This is a genomic window from Shewanella youngdeokensis, from assembly GCF_033180165.1.
GTDB lineage: Bacteria > Pseudomonadota > Gammaproteobacteria > Enterobacterales > Shewanellaceae > Shewanella > Shewanella youngdeokensis.
Genome location: NZ_CP136522.1, coordinates 2,451,155 through 2,470,808 on the forward strand (window position 1 = coordinate 2,451,155; position 19,654 = coordinate 2,470,808).

Below are 19,654 nucleotides of genomic sequence, written 5' to 3' on the forward strand. Positions count from 1 at the left end.
ATTTTTATTTTTAGCTTACTTTAATGATTCGAGCTCTTCCCATCGCTCAAAATACTTCTCAAGTAGACTTTCTTTATCGGACAAAGTCTTTAGCTGTTCGTTAACGACTTTTTGTTCCTGACTGTAAAAATCAGGAGCACTAATAATACTTTGTATTGCTTCAATATCCTGCTCTAATTGTTCCATCATTGCAGGTAAAGAATCTAACTCTCTTTGCGCTTTGAAAGAAAGTTTTTTTACTGCCTTCTCAACAACTACTGGTTTTTTTTCTACAACTGGAGGTTCGACAACCTTTTGTGCTTGAGGTTCCTCAGAATAAAATTTAGCGCCTTGAGATACCGCATCTTGATAGCCACCAACATATTCACTCCAGCCACCGTTACCGGTGAACCACCAACTACTGGTGACAGTGTTGTCAATAAATGCTCTATCATGGCTTACTAATAGCAAAGTGCCTTTGTAGTCAGCCAATAATGATTCAAGTAACTCTAACGTCTCAATATCGAGATCGTTTGTTGGTTCATCGAGAATAATTAGATTTGCAGGACGAAGCAACAATCTAGCTAACAATAATCGGTTTTTTTCACCACCAGACAATGCTTTAACTGGTGTTCGAGCCCGCATTGGTGAAAATAAGAAATCTTGAAGGTAACTTAAAATATGTCGGTCTTGTCCGTTAATCGTCACCGTTTTTTTACCGTCACCAACGTTGTCTTCTACGGTTTTTTCAGGATCGAGTGCTTCGCGGTATTGATCAAAATAGGCGATTTCAAGCTTAGTACCAACTTTAACACTCCCTGCTTGTGCTTCTAATTGGCCAATCAACAATTTAACTAAAGTCGATTTACCACAACCATTAGGGCCAATCAGTGCAATACGGTCACCACGCATCACCGTTGTGCTGAAATTTTTAACTAAGTTTTTATCAGGCAGGTTATATTCAAGGTTTTCGATATCAAATACCAATTTACCAGAACGGTCGGTATCAGCAACGGCCATTTTAGCGCCGCCTTGTCGATTAAGGCGCGCCATACGTTCAACACGCAGTGCTTTCAGGGCTCGTACACGTCCTTCGTTACGGGTACGGCGAGCTTTAACACCTTGGCGGATCCAAACTTCTTCTTCAGCCAATTTTTTATCAAAATGGGCATTTTGCTCAGCTTCAACTCTTAACCACTCAGCTTTACCTGTTAGATATGCTTGGTAGCTTCCAGGCCATGAAGTGGCAATACCTCGATCAAGATCCACAATACGAGTGGCCATCCGGTCAATAAAGCCCCTATCGTGACTCACAAAAACAATAGCACCGCGGTAACTCAGTAAGAATTGCTCTAACCATTCGATGGTATCAATGTCCAAATGGTTGGTAGGTTCATCGAGTAATAGTAAATCAGGATCGCTAACAAGCGAACGAGCCAGTGCCACTTTTCGTTGCCAGCCACCTGATAGTTCGGTCAGCGCGGCATCGGGATCAAGGCCTAGTAATTCACAATTTTGATTAATGCGATTGTCTAACTGCCAGCCGTTTAAATGGTCTATATCTTCTTGTAGCCTTTCCATCTGCTTGAGCATGCGCTCCATATCATCCATTGATGCAGTGCCAACATCATGGGATAACTGGTGGTAACGTTCTAGTTTTTCACCAATTTCTTGCAGACCAGCAGCAATGTACGCATACACTGTGCCCTTTTCAGCTTTAGGTGGGTCTTGTTGCAAACGGCTTACTTTTACGTCGGTTGCAATATTAAATTCACCTTCATCGAGCAACACATCGCCGCTCAATACTTTCATTAGGCTAGATTTACCTGCACCATTACGACCTACAATACAAACACGTTCGCCCGGTTCAATGGTGAAATCAGCTTTTTGCAATAACGGGGTATAACCATAGGCTAAAGAGCCGTTATTAATACGTACTAAACTCAAGTTACGCTCCTAAAAATTCTTCTAATGCTTCGAGGTCAAACGGCCAATTTAGTTCACTATTACAAGCAGGGTTTTTTATTACCGGAATGCGGGTGCCATAAATATCAGCCAGTTGCTCGCTTTCGCAAATATCTTGAGCAACATAGGTAACTTGTGCTTTGTGCAACAAGTCTGCTGCGAGTTCACACAGATGGCATGCATCTGTGTGATACAAAATAATACCGTGTGCCTTACTCGGCATGCGTAATGAGCCAGGTATTATGGATCTGTGGGTTTCTTTTAAAATCAAGTGGTAACGTTTGGTTATCAATATTCTTTATTGACATACCAGCCGCTTCAAGATCAGCGATTTCCATCTTGAATTTACGCTTGTTGTTCGAGAAAATAATTTCACCACCTGGATTAAGCAATTTAATCAGGTTGGTGAGCAATGGCACATGATCTCGCAACACATCAAATGAGTCTTCCATGCGCTTTGAGTTCGAGAAGGTTGGCGGATCGATAAAAATTAGGTCAAATCGATCGTGGGTACGCTTAATCCACTGTAAACAGTTCGCTTGTACAAATTGATATTTGTCGTCATTAAAGCCATTAAGCGCAAAGTTTTCTTTGGCCCAATTGATATAGGTGTTTGACATATCAACTGTAGTTACCGATTTTGCTCCGCCCATTGCTGCATGTACCGAAGCTGTACCGGTGTAAGCAAAAAGGTTACAAACACTGCGACCTTTAGACTTTTCCCCAACCATTTTACGAGTTAGACGATGGTCTAAAAACAGTCCAGTATCAAGATACTCTTTAAGGTTAAGCTTAAACTTAGCGCCATATTCAGTGGTGATTAACTCAAGTTTGTTGGCATTCATCTTCTCGTATTGCGAAATGCCCTTCTTACGCTCACGGGTTTTCAATACAATATTGTTAGGATCAATACCAATCGCATGTGGCAGTGCTATCAACACGTCGGTTAGGCGACGCTTAGAAACAGATTCTGGGATTTCAGACGGTGCGGCATATTCATAAATAACCACATGGTCAAGATATACGTCAATCGCGACATTATATTCAGGCAGATCAGCATCATAGATACGGTAGCTGTCTATTCCTTCCTTCTTAGCCCACTTCTTTAACTGCTTAAAGTTCTTTTTAAGACGGTTAGCAAATGGCACAGCAACATCACTGACGTCTCCATCTACTTTAATATTGGCGGGATCAACACGACGTGTATTTTCGGCGTGGACAGTATAAAGATTAAAAGCACATTCTAATGCACCGTTATTCATCTTCATCTGTTTATCAGCTTTAAGTTTCAGCGCTGACAGTAGCTCGGCGTCGCTGTTAAGAATAGCTAGGTTCCAACCACCAAATTCTGCTTTAAACTTATCGCCAAGTTGGTAATAAAGTTGCAGCAATGAGGTCATATTACCGAGTCGTTCCCCGTATGGAGGGTTAGAAATCAGGTAACCCGTAGACTCTGGAGGAGTAATATTAAGTGCATTACATACACTGAAATCAATAAAGTCTAATACGCCAGCGTTTTCAGCATTGCGCTTAGCCAGTGCTACAATTCTGGAATCAATATCAGAACCATAAAATTTGATGTTACAGCGAGATTTGCCTAAAGATGCTCTAGCGTGTGCTTCATCGAGCAGCTCTTGCCAAACTTTTTTGTTATGCGGTAGCCACTTTTCAAAACCAAAACGCTCACGATGGATACCAGGCGCAATATCACAGGCTAACATAGCCGCTTCAATTAAAACGGTCCCGCTACCACAAAAAGGATCCAGCAACGATACTGGTGATTTTTTCCAGCCACTGCGCACCAACATATTAGCAGCTAAGTTTTCTTTTAATGGGGCTTCACCGGTCGTTGAGCGGTAACCACGTTTGTGTAGTGCAGGACCAGAAAAGTTGATCCCTAGTGTGATTTCACCACGACGGTAATGAGCATCAATTTTGTAGTCGGCATCAACTTTTGACACATTTGGACGAGAAAAGTCATCATCACGAAAGCGATCGACAATCGCATCTTTAATCTTCAAAGCACCAAACTGGGTATTATTGATAAAACCACCCATGCCATGAAAGTCAACAGAGAAGGTACTACGATTAGAGAATTGCATCTGCCAATCAATACCGTATGCTGCGTTATATAGCTGATCAGGTGTTTCACAAGGACCTTTATAGATCACTAAAATGATTCTGCTGGCTAGTCGCGACCATAAGGTGATCCGATAACCAAGTTCTAGAGAAGCAGAAAAATAAACCCCCGCAACACTTTCTTTGATATCTGAAGCGCCAAGCTCCGCTAATTCAAGCGATAGCGCGTATTCGTAGCCCCGAGGAGCAGCAGCAAAAAAATTTAACATCGATATATAGACACTGAATAAAAATATGGTGCTCATTATACCTGTAAGCAACAGTAAATGATAAAAAGATCTCAGCTTAAATCTGATTAAAGTTGTCAGACTGACTAAAAGTCCCCGTTTTTGTTATTTAAAGCGGAGCTCTACTCCATCAACAGAGCTTGATCCCTTCGGCTATGACAGAAAAACCAATCTAGCAAAGATTGTATGAGCAGCCATGCATACCTCCTAACTCAAAGTGTTGATATTTTATACATTTTATATGCAACATTTTGTAACCTTAAGTATTCCGCTGTTGCTCAATTTTCTTCACCCTGTAAACTGCCTACCGAAATAATGGCAACAACTCAGTAACACGATTATCAATGCCGCTTAAGTGGCTTTACCTATAACAATAAAAAAAGGTGCAGTATGAAACGATTTTTACCTCTTCTAACATGTTTAATCATTACCGCTTGTGGTTCAGGCTCAGATGATTCCAGCAAACCAACGCCGATAATAGAGCCTGAAGTACCGACTCTTAGCGCCGATGTTTGCTACTTAATGTCGACCACCAAAGGGGATATCAGCCTCGCCATCGACTTAACTAATACACCTATTACGGGTAACAACTTTAAAGATTATGTAGATAGTGATTTTTATGCTGGCACCTTGTTTCATCGTGCAATTAATAATTTCATGATCCAAGGTGGTGGCTTGACTTCAGGACTTGTAACCAAAGCAGCCAATGACCCGATTATAAATGAAGCCAGCGTTGGTATAAGTAATGAACGCGGTACCATTGCAATGGCTCGTACCAGTGCTCCTGATTCAGCTACATCGCAATTTTTTATTAATGTGCTAGACAATCCACATCTCGATGCATCTGACAGCTCAGATGGTTACGCTGTTTTTGGAAAAGTCATCAGCGGAATGGACATCGCAGATGCGATTAGTATTGTCGATACCCATGCGGTATCTGGAAGAGTTGACGTACCAGTCACTGAAATATTAATTACATCTGTCACTGAAATGAGCTGCCCTTCAATATAGCTCATCATCTGGCTACAAAACATTAAGTAAATGTGGGAATGAAAAATCATTCTCACATTTATAGTTCATAACGTTTTAACAAATCATTTAATTAAGTTGTGAGCAAGAACGAACCTAACTAAGTCGGCTCATTTAAATATTTTGGCTTTAAATACCGCTGTGAAAATGAAATCAAATAGCATAAAACACTAACCTAACTACCCAAGCATTGTTTCGATAGCTACTTTGATAAAATATTAATGATTAGGCACTATTTTTGACGATAAGCTCAACCGCTAAAATTCGAGCAGGAGTTTCTATCAGATTAGTAATTTTATATTTGGCTATAGATGATGTGTGGACAGAGTTAAGTCTTACGCTAACAATACAATTTGCTAGTGTGTAATTGCAAGATATGTCATAGCCAGTTTAATTTTACCTTTGGCTTAAAATTAGGCTATTGTCACTTGCGATAATAATGCTAGTACTGATCTGTTTTACGAGCTTATATGACCTTAATACATTAAGCGCTGTATTAACTAAGCAACGTTAACTTTATGTTCAATAGCCATTGGAGCTAAACGATTATGCATGACTTTAATGGTCTCAAACTGAGCAAGCACCTTACTCTCGCTCAAACGGCACTCAGGCGATATAATCATCATTAGTGATGCTTGTAACCCTGCTTCGACAACCATGGCAGATACGGTATGTTCGGACGTTTTAAGTTGGAATATCTTACCAACATCGCTATAAACACACTCATGGGATACATCAAAAAACCAAGATTTTGGCATTTGTGGCTTTAATAGGAAGTGAGCAGCTGTAGCATTAAGTGCGATTTGCACTATTTGCGGATCTTTTAGCGACAGTGTTTTAGATAAACGGTCAACTAATGCAATATAGAACTTAGCATGTTCAACGCTAAACTCTGTTTTTATTTTGGCATCTGGTATTAGGGACTTAAGTTTGTAAGGTGATAAAAACTCCATATCACAACCCAATGAAACCATTAACACACCATTAGTTTCATTATATTCCCATTGCCAATCCCTTTTTGGCATTAATAACATATCGTTTACCTTTATTTAGATACAATTGGATAATAGATGATAATTTCATCAATATCAAAATAAATTTATAACGGATTTCACACTTTATTAAAATAAAAAAACGATCACCAAGATCCTTTTATAGATCTAAATGATCGCTTTATGATCAATATAATATTTAACCAGTGTTTTGCTGTTATTTTATACGATACGCTTCTACGATATCTTTAATTAATTCTGGACCTTGATATATAAAACCAGAATAAATTTGCACCATTTCTGCACCGGCATCTAATTTATCAAGCGCATCAGCAGCGCAATCAATGCCACCTACTCCAATAATCGGAATTTTGCCTTTAAGACAATCTGCTAATTGCTTAATTACAACTGTAGACAATGATTTCAATGGCTTACCACTCAAACCACCCGCTTCATTTGCATTAAGTAGCCCACTAACACCATCACGGGTTAGGGTTGTATTGGTTGCAATAGCAGCATCAAATTCATTTCTGACCAGTGAGTTTGAAATTTTTTCAATCTCGTCACTTGAAAGGTCTGGTGCTATTTTTAATGCTATTGGTACATATTTACCATGCTTTTCAGTAAGATCTTTTTGCTTCTGTTTTAATGATCCAAGAAGATCATCAAGTAGATCACCGTATTGCAATGATCGTAAACCTGGTGTGTTAGGCGATGAAATATTAACCGCTATGTAAGCTGCGTAAGGATAAACTTTATCCATACAGATTAAATAATCTTCTTTACCCAACTCGACTGGAGTATCTTTATTTTTACCAATATTGACCCCAACCATCGCATTAGATTTAACGGCTTTAAGGTTTTCCACTAAACTATCAACGCCTTTGTTGTTAAATCCCATGCGGTTGATAATGGCTTTAGCTGGCTTTAGTCTGAACAATCTTGGTAGATCATTACCCGGTTGTGGTCGCGGTGTAACAGTACCAACTTCAATGTGACCAAAACCCATCGCATGAAAAGCATCAATACATTCACCATCTTTATCCATACCGGCCGCGAGTCCGACAGGGTTAGGAAAAGTTAAACCCATCATAGTCACTGGAGCGGGCTTAATATTCTGCCCGTAGAAGCAATTTAACGGAGTGTTTCCCGTAGCTTTTAATGCACCTACAGCAAAATTATGAGCCATTTCAGGATCCATCTGAAACATGAACTTTTGTGCGATTTTGTAAAACATGGTTTCTCCTAGACCTAAAAAAGCCCCAGCTAATGCCAGGGCTTCTGATTAATATCAGATTACTTTTGTCCTTCACAATGCAGGATCAAAAGATTAAGTTCACGTAAAGCAACCGAGAACTTTGCAAACTCATGGCTTTGCGAGGTTTTAAAGTCAGCTAACATATGGAACCAACGTTCTAATAAACTTTGGTTTGACTCTATCCATTGTGAAATGATCTGATTAGCATCACAACTTTCTGTGCATGTTCGCAACACGACCGAACTTAATGAACGTTGCTGCCAATCTAGCTCTTCTCTAAAGGCTGCTCTTGCTAATGCCTGCCAATGGTTTGATACCGGCTGTGCGCTAATTTGTTCAAGGAACCAATGCAAATCTACACTTGCACCTAACTTAAAGTAGGTTTCAGCAACTAATGCTACTGGCTTGGTTTCAAGATCACAAATTTGAGCTATATCTAATGCGGAGAATAATGTACTCACGTTAGCAACAACCATTGCGACGTCTTCTGGTACACCTTCTTTAATTAATGCATTAGACTCTGCGTGTATCGCTTCAACTTCATCGTTAACCATGTATTGATGTACATTAGCTTTGAGCTCTGTCAGCACTGGTCTGAAAAACTCTACCGTCTGTTCAATATTGAGGTTTCGATTACGATGACGCAAGAACCAACGGCTAGCACGACGAATATTACGTCGTAACTGATGCAGCATTTCACACTGTACAACAGCTGGAATTAGGCCATTGAGATCAGTAATAGATTTAGTTAATTCAGCTAAACCAAACACCTCGCGAGCCATAGTGTAACAGATGGCAGCTTCTGCGACTGAGGCACCTGTCTCATCTTGCATACGTTGAACAAAATTAAGCCCCATATCGTTAACCAATTCATTGGCTAACGAGGTTGCAATAATCTCGCCACGTAACGGATGAGCGACCATATTTGTTATATAGTTTTCTTGCAATTGTTGCGGGAAATACGCAACCAGTAACTGACTCAAGAAGCTATCTTCGGTAATTACTGGCGTGAGTAATTGCTCTTTTAATACCATTTTGGCGTAAGCAACCAACACTGACAACTCAGGACGAGTTAAACACTTACCGTTAACTAATCTATCTGCAAGCTCGTCTTCACTAGGCAAAAACTCTAATGTTCTATCCAACTTGCCTTCTTTTTCAAGGTGTTGGATAAATCTGATTTGCTCTTTTAGCTGCTCAGCCCCACGTACTTGGGTTACTGAAATAGAACGTGTTTGATCTTTACAATCTTGCAATACAATACGACTAACTTCATCAGTCATCTCTTCAAGTAACCGATTGCGCTGTTTAACGGTCATCTCACCGTCAGCGACAAGTGCGTTAAGCAATATTTTGATGTTCACTTCGTTATCGGAACAATCAACGCCACCCACATTGTCAACAAAGTCAGTATTCATCCTGCCACCATTGGCACAGTATTCAATACGACCTAGTTGCGTACAACCTAAGTTACCGCCTTCGCCAATGATTTTAGCCATCACTTCGTTACCGTTAACTCGAATAGCGTCGTTTGCACGATCGCCAACTTCTGCATGGGTTTCGTTTGTGGCTTTTACATAAGTGCCTATACCGCCGTTCCAAATCAAATCTACTGGCATTTTAAGCAGTTGTTTAAGCAACTCAAGTGGTGGCATTGATGCTTTTTGAGTGCCTAGCATTTTTTTCATTTCAGCCGATAGTGGAATCGACTTCGCAGAGCGCTTGAATATGCCGCCACCTTTGGAAATAAGTTCGGCGTTATAATCTTCCCAACTTGAGCGAGGTAGTGCAAATAAACGCTCACGCTCAACATAGCTAATAGCAGCATCTGGGTTCGGGTCGATAAATATATGCATATGGTTAAAAGCGGCCACTAAACGTGTGTGTTTAGACAGCAACATACCATTACCGAACACGTCGCCTGCCATATCGCCCACGGCTACACAGGTGAAGTCAGTGGTTTGACAATTTACACCCATCTCACGGAAATGGCGCTTAACCGATTCCCAAGCACCTCGTGCGGTAATGCCCATTTTCTTATGGTCATAGCCGTTACTGCCACCCGATGCAAAGGCATCGCCAAGCCAAAAGTTATACTCTTGAGCGATTTCGTTGGCAATGTCAGAGAATGTCGCGGTACCTTTGTCGGCAGCAACCACAAGATATGCATCGTCTTCGTCATGTCTAACGACGTTAGTTGGCGCAACCACCTCGCCATTAATAATGTTATCGCTGATATCGAGTAAACCGCGGATAAACAGGCGGTAACACTGTTGGCCTTCAGCAAAAAACGCTTCTCTGCCACCGTCTGTCGGTAGCTGTTTACAGACAAAGCCACCTTTTGCGCCCACGGGCACAATGACGGTGTTTTTAACTTGTTGTGCTTTAACTAAGCCCAATACTTCGGTTCTGAAATCTTCACGTCGATCAGACCAACGTAGTCCGCCACGAGCCACTTTGCCGCCGCGCAAATGCACGCCTTCTACACGAGGGGAATATACGAAAATTTCGTATTTTGGCAATGGCTTTGGCATTTCAGGGATCAATGCAGGCTCAAACTTAAAGGATACATAAGCTTTTTCACTCCCCGAACTTGTGACTTGATAAAAGTTAGTCCGGCTTGTGGCGTTAATAAGATCGAGGTAGCGACGAATAATTCGATCATCATCCAAACTTGAAACATCTTCAAGGCGAATATCAATCTGCTCAATAAACTTGTTTAATGTCCGCGTTTTAAGTTTAGGGTTGAACTTGCGGATGTACATTTTAACCAGTAAATCAGCAATTTGTGGATACCTTGCAAAGGTATCTTCAATATACGCTTGGCTAAATGTTGAGTCGATTTGACGCATATATTTAGCATATGCACGTAAAATAGACACTTCACGACCCGTTAAGCCTGTTGAGAGCACAAGGCGGTTAAAACCGTCATCTTCTAGCTCTTTTTTCCAAACTTGCGACAATGCGGTTTGAAAACGCTCTTGGCTATCAGCTAAATCGGTACTAGCAACCCCTTGGGTTGTCATTAAGAAGTCTAAAATCCAATAGGTATCACCAGCAGATGTAATGACTTCATAAGGCCTTTCATTAATCACTCGTAAACCAAAGTTTTCTAACTTAGGCAAAACATCAGATAGATGAATGGGCTCATCTTTGTGGAATAACTTTAAGCGTACTTTACTATTATTGAGCGCCGTTTCCTGAGGTTGATAAAATAACATGCCCAGTTTGTGGTCATCATCTAAAGCTTCAAGATGCTGAATATCTACCACCGAAGAGCTTGGTAATACATCTTCTTTATAGCTACGTGGAAAAGCATTAACATAACGCTTAACTAAACATGTTCCAGCTTCTTCACCTTGAGCCGTAATTAAAGCACTGCCAAGTTTGTCTTCCCAAGAGCGCGCTGCCTCAGACAAGTTATTCTCTATTGCAGCCACATCGACATCCATATTGTTGTTATCTACTTTGATAATATAGTGAGTTCTAGCCAAGGTTGACTCAGAGAAATACGTTGTAAATTCAACCGCCTCACGACTGTTAAAATGTTGCGCTAAAATACGTTGTGTGTCTTCTCGCAGCTTAGTGTTGTAGCGGTCTTTAGACACATAGACTAAGCAAGACAAGAAACGACCAAAACCGTCTTTTCTGACAAACAGTTTTAGTTTGTCTCGGTCTTGCATCTCTAGTACGCCGTGGGCAACACTTGCTAGTTCATCCACACTTGCTTGAATTAATTCATCACGAGGTAGCGTTTCCAAAATGTTCATTAACGCTTTGTAATCATGAGAGTGAGCCGTGAGACCTGAATTGTCTAAAACACGTTGCACTTTTTCAGCTAGTAGCGGGATTTCTCGTGGACTGCGGTTATAAAGATTAGATGCGTACAAACCAATAAAGCGGTCTTCGCCAATCACATTACCTTGTTCGTCAAATCGTTTAACACCGATGTAATCGACATATGCAGGCCGATGAACTCGGCTTTTCTCGCTACTTTTAGTCAGTATTAATAGGCTGCTATCAAGGGCTTCTTTCCGCGCACTTTCTGAAAAAGTAGACAACAACAAACCCGTTTCAGGCTCGTCTGATTTAGTCATTAAGCCTAAGCTTGTCGTTTTATCGGCAACCAGTTCTAAATCACCTTCTACTTTACGTAAATCATAACGACGGTAGCCTAACAAGGTAAAGTGATGATCATTTAGGTATTGAAGAAAACGTGTCGCTTCGTTTAGCTCTTCCTTTGACCCAGGATATGGACGGGTAGCAAGTTCGTCAATCGTTTGGCTTAGCTTCGCCGACATTGCATCCCAGCCATTAACAGAACCGGCAACATCGGCAATCACAGACTCTATCTCTTTGGTCAATGTTTTAATGTCAGCTTCGCTACTCTGTCTATCGATCTCAATCAAAAATACAGCGATGTTGTCGACATTTGCATGGTCTTTTGCACGGTAACTAACGTGTTTAACCACACCATCTTGGCGCTCAATTGCCATCGGTGTATGCAGCACCATATGAGCAGTTATACCAACGCGATTAAGAGCCATGCCAACTGAATCGACTAAAAATGGCATATCAGGTTGAATAATTTCAATAATAGAGTGGCTTGATTCCCAACCATGTTTCGACTGACTTGGGTTAAACACTCGAATATGCCCTTCACCAACGACGGTTCGATTAAGTGCATTCCATTGGCTTAAAACCGCACCATACAAATCGCTGTCATTACGAGCATCGAGATCGTCTTTCGACATGTGCGCATACAAACAAGTTGCGAACTGCTCAACTTGCTTTGCTTGAGAATGGGGAACTTTAGCGTGAATTAGATTAACTACATTTTCGAGTAGTACTGAAGGCATTGCATCTTTCAAGGCCATGTTGCTGTTTCCTTAGGGTCTATGGCAGCGCTTTTATAATTTATGAATGCTTGAAAAAGCTGACCAAAGCCTGTTTGTGTGACCTTAGTCATAGCGCGAAGTCTATTACTAAACTTAGCAGATTTCGAGAACTATTTTAGTGGTACAGCCAGCGAGAAATGCTGACTGATGCCATTTATGGCATCGAGGTGAAATATCAATCAATTATAGTGTTTTTTTATGCAAAAAAAGAGAAGCTTTCGCTTCTCTTTATTCGTTAATATATTCCTTTAACAGCTATTTATGCTTACGCCAAAATACAGCGGCGATGGCTGGCAGAATAATAATCGCACCTAACATGTTTACCAAAAACATAAACGTTAACAAAATGCCCATGTCCATTTGGAATTTAAGTGCAGAGAAGAACCATGTGCTCACGCCTATCGCTAACGTTAAGCCTGTAAATATCACAGCACTTCCGCGCTCTACTAACGCCTCATAATATGCCTTTTGTACTGGCATGCCATCTCTTAATTTTACGGCCATTGTCGACAAAATATAGATCCCATAGTCAACACCAATCCCGACACCTAAAGCAATAACGGGCAAGGTACTCACGGCTAAGCCAATATCAAGCTGAGTCATAAGGGCTTGAGCTAAAGTAGACACAACATACAAGGGTAAAATCACTGCTATTGTGGCGCGCAAAGATCTAAAGCTAATTAAGCACAATACAAATACCGCGCCATAGACATATAACATCATTGGCAATTGCGCTTCAGCAACCGCTTCGTTCGTGGCTGCCATTACGCCCACCGGGCCCGAAGCAAGCTTAAACTTAAGCTGTTCATTGTCCATTTGCTGCTGCAATTGGTTCACTTTATCAATGACAACTTCTATCGTTTCAGCTTTATGATCTTTTAAGAACAAATATACCGGCATTACTGAGCAATCACTGTTTAGTAATCCGGAAGTGGTAGGTACACGCCCTACCGCTTGTACAAGGCTTGCGGTGTTTCTTGGTAAAACTTGCCACTTAGGACTACCTTCATTAAAACCAGCGTTCACGCGCTTAGCAACAGAAGCTAGACTGGCAGTAGATTCAACCCCCGGCGTGTTACTGACCTGCCATTCAAAATTATCAATTTGAGTTAATACTGAATGATAAGTACACGCTTCTGGAAATGCTTCGACAATAATGGTCATCACATCGGTGGTAATTGAAAACTTATCAGTTATAAAAAACGTGTCTTGGTTATAACGTGAGTCTAAATGCAACGCTGGTGCGCCACCTTGTAGATCGCCAATTTTCATCTGATCTGCTTGCTGTAAACCAACACCATATAAACTGGCCGTGATCAACAATACCCAAAATGCATATTTAGGCGTGGCAAAATTTGACAGTTTAAGCCAAATTTTATTCAATTTTTCAGTGCTATTGCCTTTTTCAGCTTGCACACTAGTGTATGAGATAATCAGTGGTAGCAGCACAAGATTGGTCAAAATGATCACTGCGACACCTAGCGATGCTGAAATCGCAAGCTCTCTGATAATACCAATATCAATCGCAAGCAACGTCATAAAACCTATGGTGTCTGACAACAGTGCCACGCCGCCTGGAATTAACAAACTTCTAAATGCTTGAGCCGCTGCCGCTTTAGTACTGCTTCCGTCACCTACCCTGCGTTTAACAGCATTGATCATCTGCACACTGTGGCTAATACCAATGGCAAACACTAAAAAAGGAATGAGTATCGACATGGGGTCGAGCCCAAAACCGACCACAGTAAGTAAACCCAACTGCCAAACAACCGCGGTTAAACTACAGATCAGTGGCAACACAGTCAGTACGAGCGAATGTGAAAAAAAGTACACCATCACTGCGGTAACAAGAATTGCAATTAAGAAAAACAGCAATACCCCTTTGGCACCATCAGCAACATCCCCCGCCATTTTGGTGAAACCAATAATATGAATTTTAATCTCATCGGTTTCATATTGCGTTCTCAGCTCTTGCTCTAACTGAGCTGCAATCGCCAAAGTGTCGAGCGCCTCTCCGGTTTGAGGGTCAAAATCCATTAACTGAGCACTGACCATTGCAGCCGAGTAATCCTCGGCAATAAGTCGTCCAACAATACCCGCTTTTTCAATGTTACCCCGAACAACAGACAAGCCCCGCTCCGTTGTTGTAAAATCAGCCGGAATAACGGGGCCGCCAGCAAAGCCATCTTCTACTACTTCAGTGAAACGGGTCGCCGGTGAAAATAAAGATTTAACTTGCGCCCTATCAACACCTGGAATAAAAAATAGTTGGTCATGTACATTTTTAAGTGAGTCGAAAAAGTTCGCATTAAAAATGTTACCGCTAGTGTCTTCTACCGCAACCATAATACTATTGGCACCACCAAATTGTTTTTGATGCTTTAAATAGGTTTTCATGTAGCTATGATTTAGCGGAATATTCTTTACAAAAGCAGCATCCATTTTTAAGTTACTAGCTTGCAACCCTAAAAAAAGTGTTGTGATAATAAATAAGAAAATAACGTAACCGCGATGCCTAAACAGAAAGGATTCAATGCCGTTTACAATTTTATCTAACATAAGTCAGGTCCTTTTATTTTTGTTCTATCTTGATGAGACCTTTATTGCCTGCAACCCACAGTGCTCCTGTGGCATCATTAGCAATCGCGACAAGGTTTTCCCCCTGTCTCTGTTCAATCAATTTTGCTGCACCATTATCAGAAATATCAATAATGACACCAGCATTACCCACTAGGCGTAATGTAGAATCAGCCAAACTGATCCCAGCATTAATCGTTGAGTCAACAGGTAAAGCAATTTCCTGCCATACCGTTAGCTCATTACTCGACTTAAATACATGACCTCGTAGCCCCATAACATAAACACTGTTACCGACTACATTGGCATTAAAAAGTGAGCCTTCGTAAGCGAAAGGCTTTTTAGACCAGCTAATGCCTCTATCGTTAGAAACAGCAACGAGACCTAATTCGCCGACCATAAGCATTTGCTCATTTGAAATTGAAATAACACGGTTAAAATGGGGTAATAGGGTGTTACGTTCAGATAAATACAGCGCTTCGTCTTCAGCTTTGAGCTCTTCAAGATAAGCGACGTCTTCTTCAAACAATAGCTCTTGGTGATACTCATTTTGCCAGTTTTGACCGCCATCGGCAGTACGATAAAACAGACCATAAGCACCAATAGCAATGCCATTGTTTTCATCAAAAAAGTGTAGATCTAAAAATGGCTTATCGATGTCTGTCGACTGCATTTGTAACTGCCAGCTTAAACCGCCATCATCGGTGTGCACTATTGTCGCATCATGGCCAACAGCCCAGCCTTTTTCAGCTGATATAAAAAATACCTTGGTCAATTGAGCTGAAGTAGGAGTGTTAACTTGTTGCCACTGATGGTGATAAACGAAAGCATGGCCACGCTCTCCAACGGCGACTAGTTTGTCTCCACTTTTGGCAATATCAAGTACAAGCGACTGAGCAGCAAGAGGTTGGATTTGTTGTTCTAATTGTGTTTCTTTTGCGATTAAGGCTGATGAATTAAATAGACTAATTACAGTACATACAGTGATAAATCGAAGCATGCTAAACGACATACAAACTTCCTTTGAATATAAGAGGGGCAAACTGCCCCTCTTTAAAGTGGTTTAACGAATACCAGCACGTCTTAGCGCAGCAGGAGTGAAGTTACCTTCACTAAGCTTGGCATCAAAATCGTACATACGACCTTCATTATCTAGACCCATTGCGATATAACGACGAGATTGAAGATCATGGAACACTTCTAACGTGCTCCACGGTGCGGGGACTTCATAATAGTTTAAGCCATGAGCAACCGCGACACGGTATAGTTCGTCTCGATTATCATATAGATCCGCAACCGATACCTGCCATGAATCTTCGTCAATATAGAAAGTACGCGCTTTATAAATATGTCGCATCCCTTCTTTCAATGTCGCTTTAACTACCCAAACACGATGCTTTTCATAGCGGACGTACTCAGGGTTAATATGGCCAGGGGTAATAATTTGGTCATAGCTGAGCTTGTCAGAATGCAATTTATAATCATTGTAAGGGATGTACAGCTCTTGCTTGCCCACGAGTTCCCAGTTATAACGAACTGGCGAACCGTTGAACATATCAAAGTCATCGGTTGTTCTTAAACCATCAGACACTGTACCTGGGGTATCAAATGCCACATTCGGTGCTTTACGAACACGGCGTTGGCCAGTGTTGTATGTCCATGCTTGACGAGGCAATTTTTCTTGATCCATGGTTTCTTTGACAAGTAAAGCCGTCCCTGCTAGACGCGCAGGTTGAGTGACCACTTGTTTAAAGAAAAACAGAGTGTTTTCTTTCGCTAGCTTGTCCAAAGACATTTCTGGACGTGAATATTGAAAACGGATTTCCTCAGTCGTTTCCACTAACGTATAACTACCACCTGCCGTGGGGGCTGCTTGGCTTCGTGAAGTTTTAATATCAACCCCACGAAAACGTAATACATGGTTCCAAATAACTTCAAGGCCGGTTTTAGGGATAGGAAATGGAATACCAATAGAAGCACCTGTGATCCCATTGCCACCATCAATTAGTTCAGCGCGAGTCGAATTGACTTTGGTTGCATCGTAAACAAACTGGGGCACTGACGCTGTACGACGAGACTGATACACATTCATCTTGTAAGTGTCAGGGTACAATTCAAATAACTTGATTTGCCCATCACTCAAAAAGTCTTTGTATTGATCTTTATTAGCGTTAGTAATGGTAAATTCAATTTTGTCAGCTGGGAATGGATCCGGGTGATGCATACCTTTACTGTAACCGGCAACGGGTTCAGTAATACCGCCAGTCCATGCCGGAATAGATCCGTCAGCATTAGCCGCTTTTTCGGCACCTAGGGGAGTGAGTTCACTACCTAGTTTGGCAGCCTCTGCGTCTGATACTTTCGCAAAAGCGCTCGATGTACCTAATGCCATGATGATGGCAGTAGACAATATCGCAAGATTTTTCATAGTCAATGTCCTTGTGATTTAGATGGAGTACTTAACGTTGAACGACACATAGTCTCGATCAGACATCGCATTGGTTGTGCCCACACCACCAAAGAAACTGTTGTAAGAAACATCTGCTCCCCAACGGCTTTGGTAGTCAAATTTAACGCCTAGCGAAACTGATTTTCTGCCCTCAGTAAATAAGAACATTGGATCAGGCGTAATACCGTCAACATCATGAGAGAAAATGACTCGAGGTGCGATATTGACTCCGCGCCATACGTTGTTGTAATCAGCTTTAGCAACTAAACGGTAGCCCCAAGCAAAATCAGTTGGGAATGGGTTGGTTTCGGGGCCATTATGCACCGCCTCAATGATACCGGGCATATCAGGATTACCACCAGAGCGAGCAGTTCCTGGACCATTTAAACGCAATTCATCAAAGCTCGGCATGTCATGGATCCATACCCCACCAATTTCAGCCAACATAACCAGATTATCTGTACCCAGTGTTGGGCCAAATAGATGGGTAAAAGTCGCTTGTGCTTGAGTGGTATCTAAACGAATAAAGCCTTCTGCATATTCTCCTGGGCCATAATTTTGCACCTGTGAAATACCGTCTAGATCTGGACGCAGACCAGCATTAGCAAGCTGCTGAGGCATTGCAGCAAACAGCAATTCAACATCGTCAATTTGTAAAGGCTCATCTAAACGATGGGCAACTTCACCGGCAACAGAGGTATCACCTAACAATGAGTTAAAGCTAAAGCCCATTAGCTGAATGTCTTCAGGATAAACGATTTGTGCTTTTGAAAAAGTCTCAAGTGCTAGTAGGTCTTCGCGTGTCATCATTTCGCCAGACTGCGCTTTACCACCAAGACGCTGTAAATCACGGCCAATTGCTTCGGCCGTAAAATTAGCAGTTGTACCACTGATTAAAGGACGGCGACTGTGGTAATTCATGTAATACAATCCAAACTCAGTCTCACCGAGTTGTGGTGCATAATATCCTAATTTAATCCCCCACTGACCGTCATCACTTGCTTCTGAATCATCTTGCACCAAAGTAGACTTAGTCGGGTAAGCTAGGGCTAGAGCGCCTAAGGTTGCAGCATCAAATTGCCCAGAGCCTACCATAGCGGCAAGCGTATTATATTCAGATAATAAAAAGTCTAGGTTCATGTCTGGGTTTGAGTTAAACCCTAATTGCGCATTTTGCCCATAGCCGCCATAACCGGCAAAGTCGTTAGTTGCAAAACTAGAACCGGGCGTTGGTACCCAAATAGGTTGCCAATCATATTGATAAAAACCTTCTACTGATAAATTATCAGTTAAACCTAATGAAGCCCAAACCATACCTTGTGGCCTAAAGGCTTCTTTAAGCTCAGCACCTGGTGCGTTTAGGATATTTAGATCAACAGGGTTAATCACTCCTATCCCGTGGGCAATAAGCGTGCTCTCCCCCCAGGACACAACTTGATTACCAACACGAATAGACAGCGGATTAGTGCCACCATTTAAATCAAAGTCAGCGTAAACAAAAGCATCAAGTAAACGGATATCTTTACATTGGACTTCTGATGCTTTGTCGTCTTTACAAGGGTCAAATTCCTGCCCCGTCAACGGGTCAGTATAATCGTAACTACCATCATTAAGCTTGGTATCATAAAAATACATACCGCGGGCAAAAACACCAAAATTTTGATATTTCAGGGATAGTTCATGTAATCCCTTAAAAATCTCGGAGGTTGTATCGCCTTTAGAATAAAGCAAATTGCTTAAATCACCGTTACTTGAATACGACCCAGGTTGGGCCCAAATCTCGGAAGAACTATATTTTGTATTATTGAAAGCACTGTAACCAGACCAATCAAACTGTGGGTGGTTAACTTTACCAATCTGGTTATCCCAATCTCGACCTTCAACACGCCAGCTTGCTCCAGCGGTCCAAGTAGAATCGAACGTCCCTTCGATTTCTCCCCAGTTAAATGAAACAGCGTTTGCTGTCGTTGTCATGCCAAAACCAAGCGCCGCCACGATTCCTACTGCGATCGCTGATTTATTAAATCCTTTTTTAACCATTTTCATTTTAGCTTCTCTCCATAACCTGCTGGATTTCTTTTGTTATAGGAATTGATAACCAACATGTTGCTAGCCTACAGGTAACACCATTGTTACAGTAT

Annotated in this window: 11 protein-coding genes; 1 reads left to right on the forward strand and 10 read right to left on the reverse strand. The window is 41.5% G+C overall.

What is annotated here, in order from left to right:
* Positions 1–15: 15 nt before the first annotated feature.
* The 3 genes from RGE70_RS10485 to rlmKL are packed head-to-tail and all read right to left on the reverse strand — an operon-like array spanning position 16 to position 4,292.
* On the reverse strand, positions 16–1,926 hold the full coding sequence (locus tag RGE70_RS10485; RefSeq protein ID WP_310471395.1) for an ABC transporter ATP-binding protein: 1,911 nt from the start codon (positions 1,924–1,926) through the stop codon (positions 16–18).
* A gap of 1 nt (position 1,927) precedes the next feature.
* Positions 1,928–2,167, reverse strand: coding sequence for a glutaredoxin family protein (locus RGE70_RS10490; RefSeq protein ID WP_310471396.1), 240 nt, complete (start codon positions 2,165–2,167; stop codon positions 1,928–1,930).
* The gene (rlmKL, locus tag RGE70_RS10495) at positions 2,157–4,292 is read right to left on the reverse strand and encodes a bifunctional 23S rRNA (guanine(2069)-N(7))-methyltransferase RlmK/23S rRNA (guanine(2445)-N(2))-methyltransferase RlmL (RefSeq protein ID WP_310472965.1); all 2,136 of its coding nucleotides are present in this window, start codon (positions 4,290–4,292) and stop codon (positions 2,157–2,159) included. Before rlmKL ends, RGE70_RS10490 begins: the two co-directional genes overlap by 11 nt.
* Positions 4,293–4,700: 408 nt before the next feature.
* Between rlmKL and RGE70_RS10500 the strand changes: the two genes are divergently transcribed.
* On the forward strand, positions 4,701–5,321 hold the full coding sequence (locus RGE70_RS10500) for a peptidylprolyl isomerase (RefSeq protein WP_310471397.1): 621 nt from the start codon (positions 4,701–4,703) through the stop codon (positions 5,319–5,321).
* A 518-nt stretch (positions 5,322–5,839) separates the two neighbouring features.
* On the opposite strand, the gene RGE70_RS10505 is transcribed toward RGE70_RS10500, so the two are convergent.
* The 7 genes from RGE70_RS10505 to RGE70_RS10535 all read right to left on the reverse strand — a co-directional run bounded on the left by RGE70_RS10505 (position 5,840) and on the right by RGE70_RS10535 (position 19,559).
* The gene (locus tag RGE70_RS10505; RefSeq protein WP_310471398.1) at positions 5,840–6,373 is read right to left on the reverse strand and encodes a cell division protein ZapC; all 534 of its coding nucleotides are present in this window, start codon (positions 6,371–6,373) and stop codon (positions 5,840–5,842) included.
* Positions 6,374–6,548: 175 nt separating this feature from the next.
* A complete protein-coding gene (pyrD, locus tag RGE70_RS10510; RefSeq protein WP_310471399.1) occupies positions 6,549–7,568 on the reverse strand; it encodes a quinone-dependent dihydroorotate dehydrogenase in 1,020 nt (339 codons plus the stop codon).
* A 59-nt stretch (positions 7,569–7,627) separates the two neighbouring features.
* Positions 7,628–12,466: an NAD-glutamate dehydrogenase gene (locus RGE70_RS10515; RefSeq protein ID WP_310471400.1), complete on the reverse strand. Its 4,839-nt coding sequence runs from the start codon at positions 12,464–12,466 to the stop codon at positions 7,628–7,630.
* 276 nt (positions 12,467–12,742) lie between these two features.
* Positions 12,743–15,046: an efflux RND transporter permease subunit gene (locus RGE70_RS10520; protein ID WP_310471401.1), complete on the reverse strand. Its 2,304-nt coding sequence runs from the start codon at positions 15,044–15,046 to the stop codon at positions 12,743–12,745.
* A 13-nt stretch (positions 15,047–15,059) separates the two neighbouring features.
* Complete coding sequence (locus RGE70_RS10525; RefSeq protein ID WP_310471402.1) at positions 15,060–16,076, reverse strand: WD40/YVTN/BNR-like repeat-containing protein; 1,017 nt, start codon at positions 16,074–16,076, stop codon at positions 15,060–15,062.
* A gap of 51 nt (positions 16,077–16,127) precedes the next feature.
* Entirely contained in the window at positions 16,128–17,492 is a 1,365-nt protein-coding gene (locus RGE70_RS10530; RefSeq protein ID WP_310471403.1) for a DUF1329 domain-containing protein, read from the reverse strand.
* Between the two features lie 18 nt (positions 17,493–17,510).
* On the reverse strand, positions 17,511–19,559 hold the full coding sequence (locus tag RGE70_RS10535; protein WP_310471404.1) for a DUF1302 domain-containing protein: 2,049 nt from the start codon (positions 19,557–19,559) through the stop codon (positions 17,511–17,513).
* Positions 19,560–19,654: the final 95 nt, after the last annotated feature.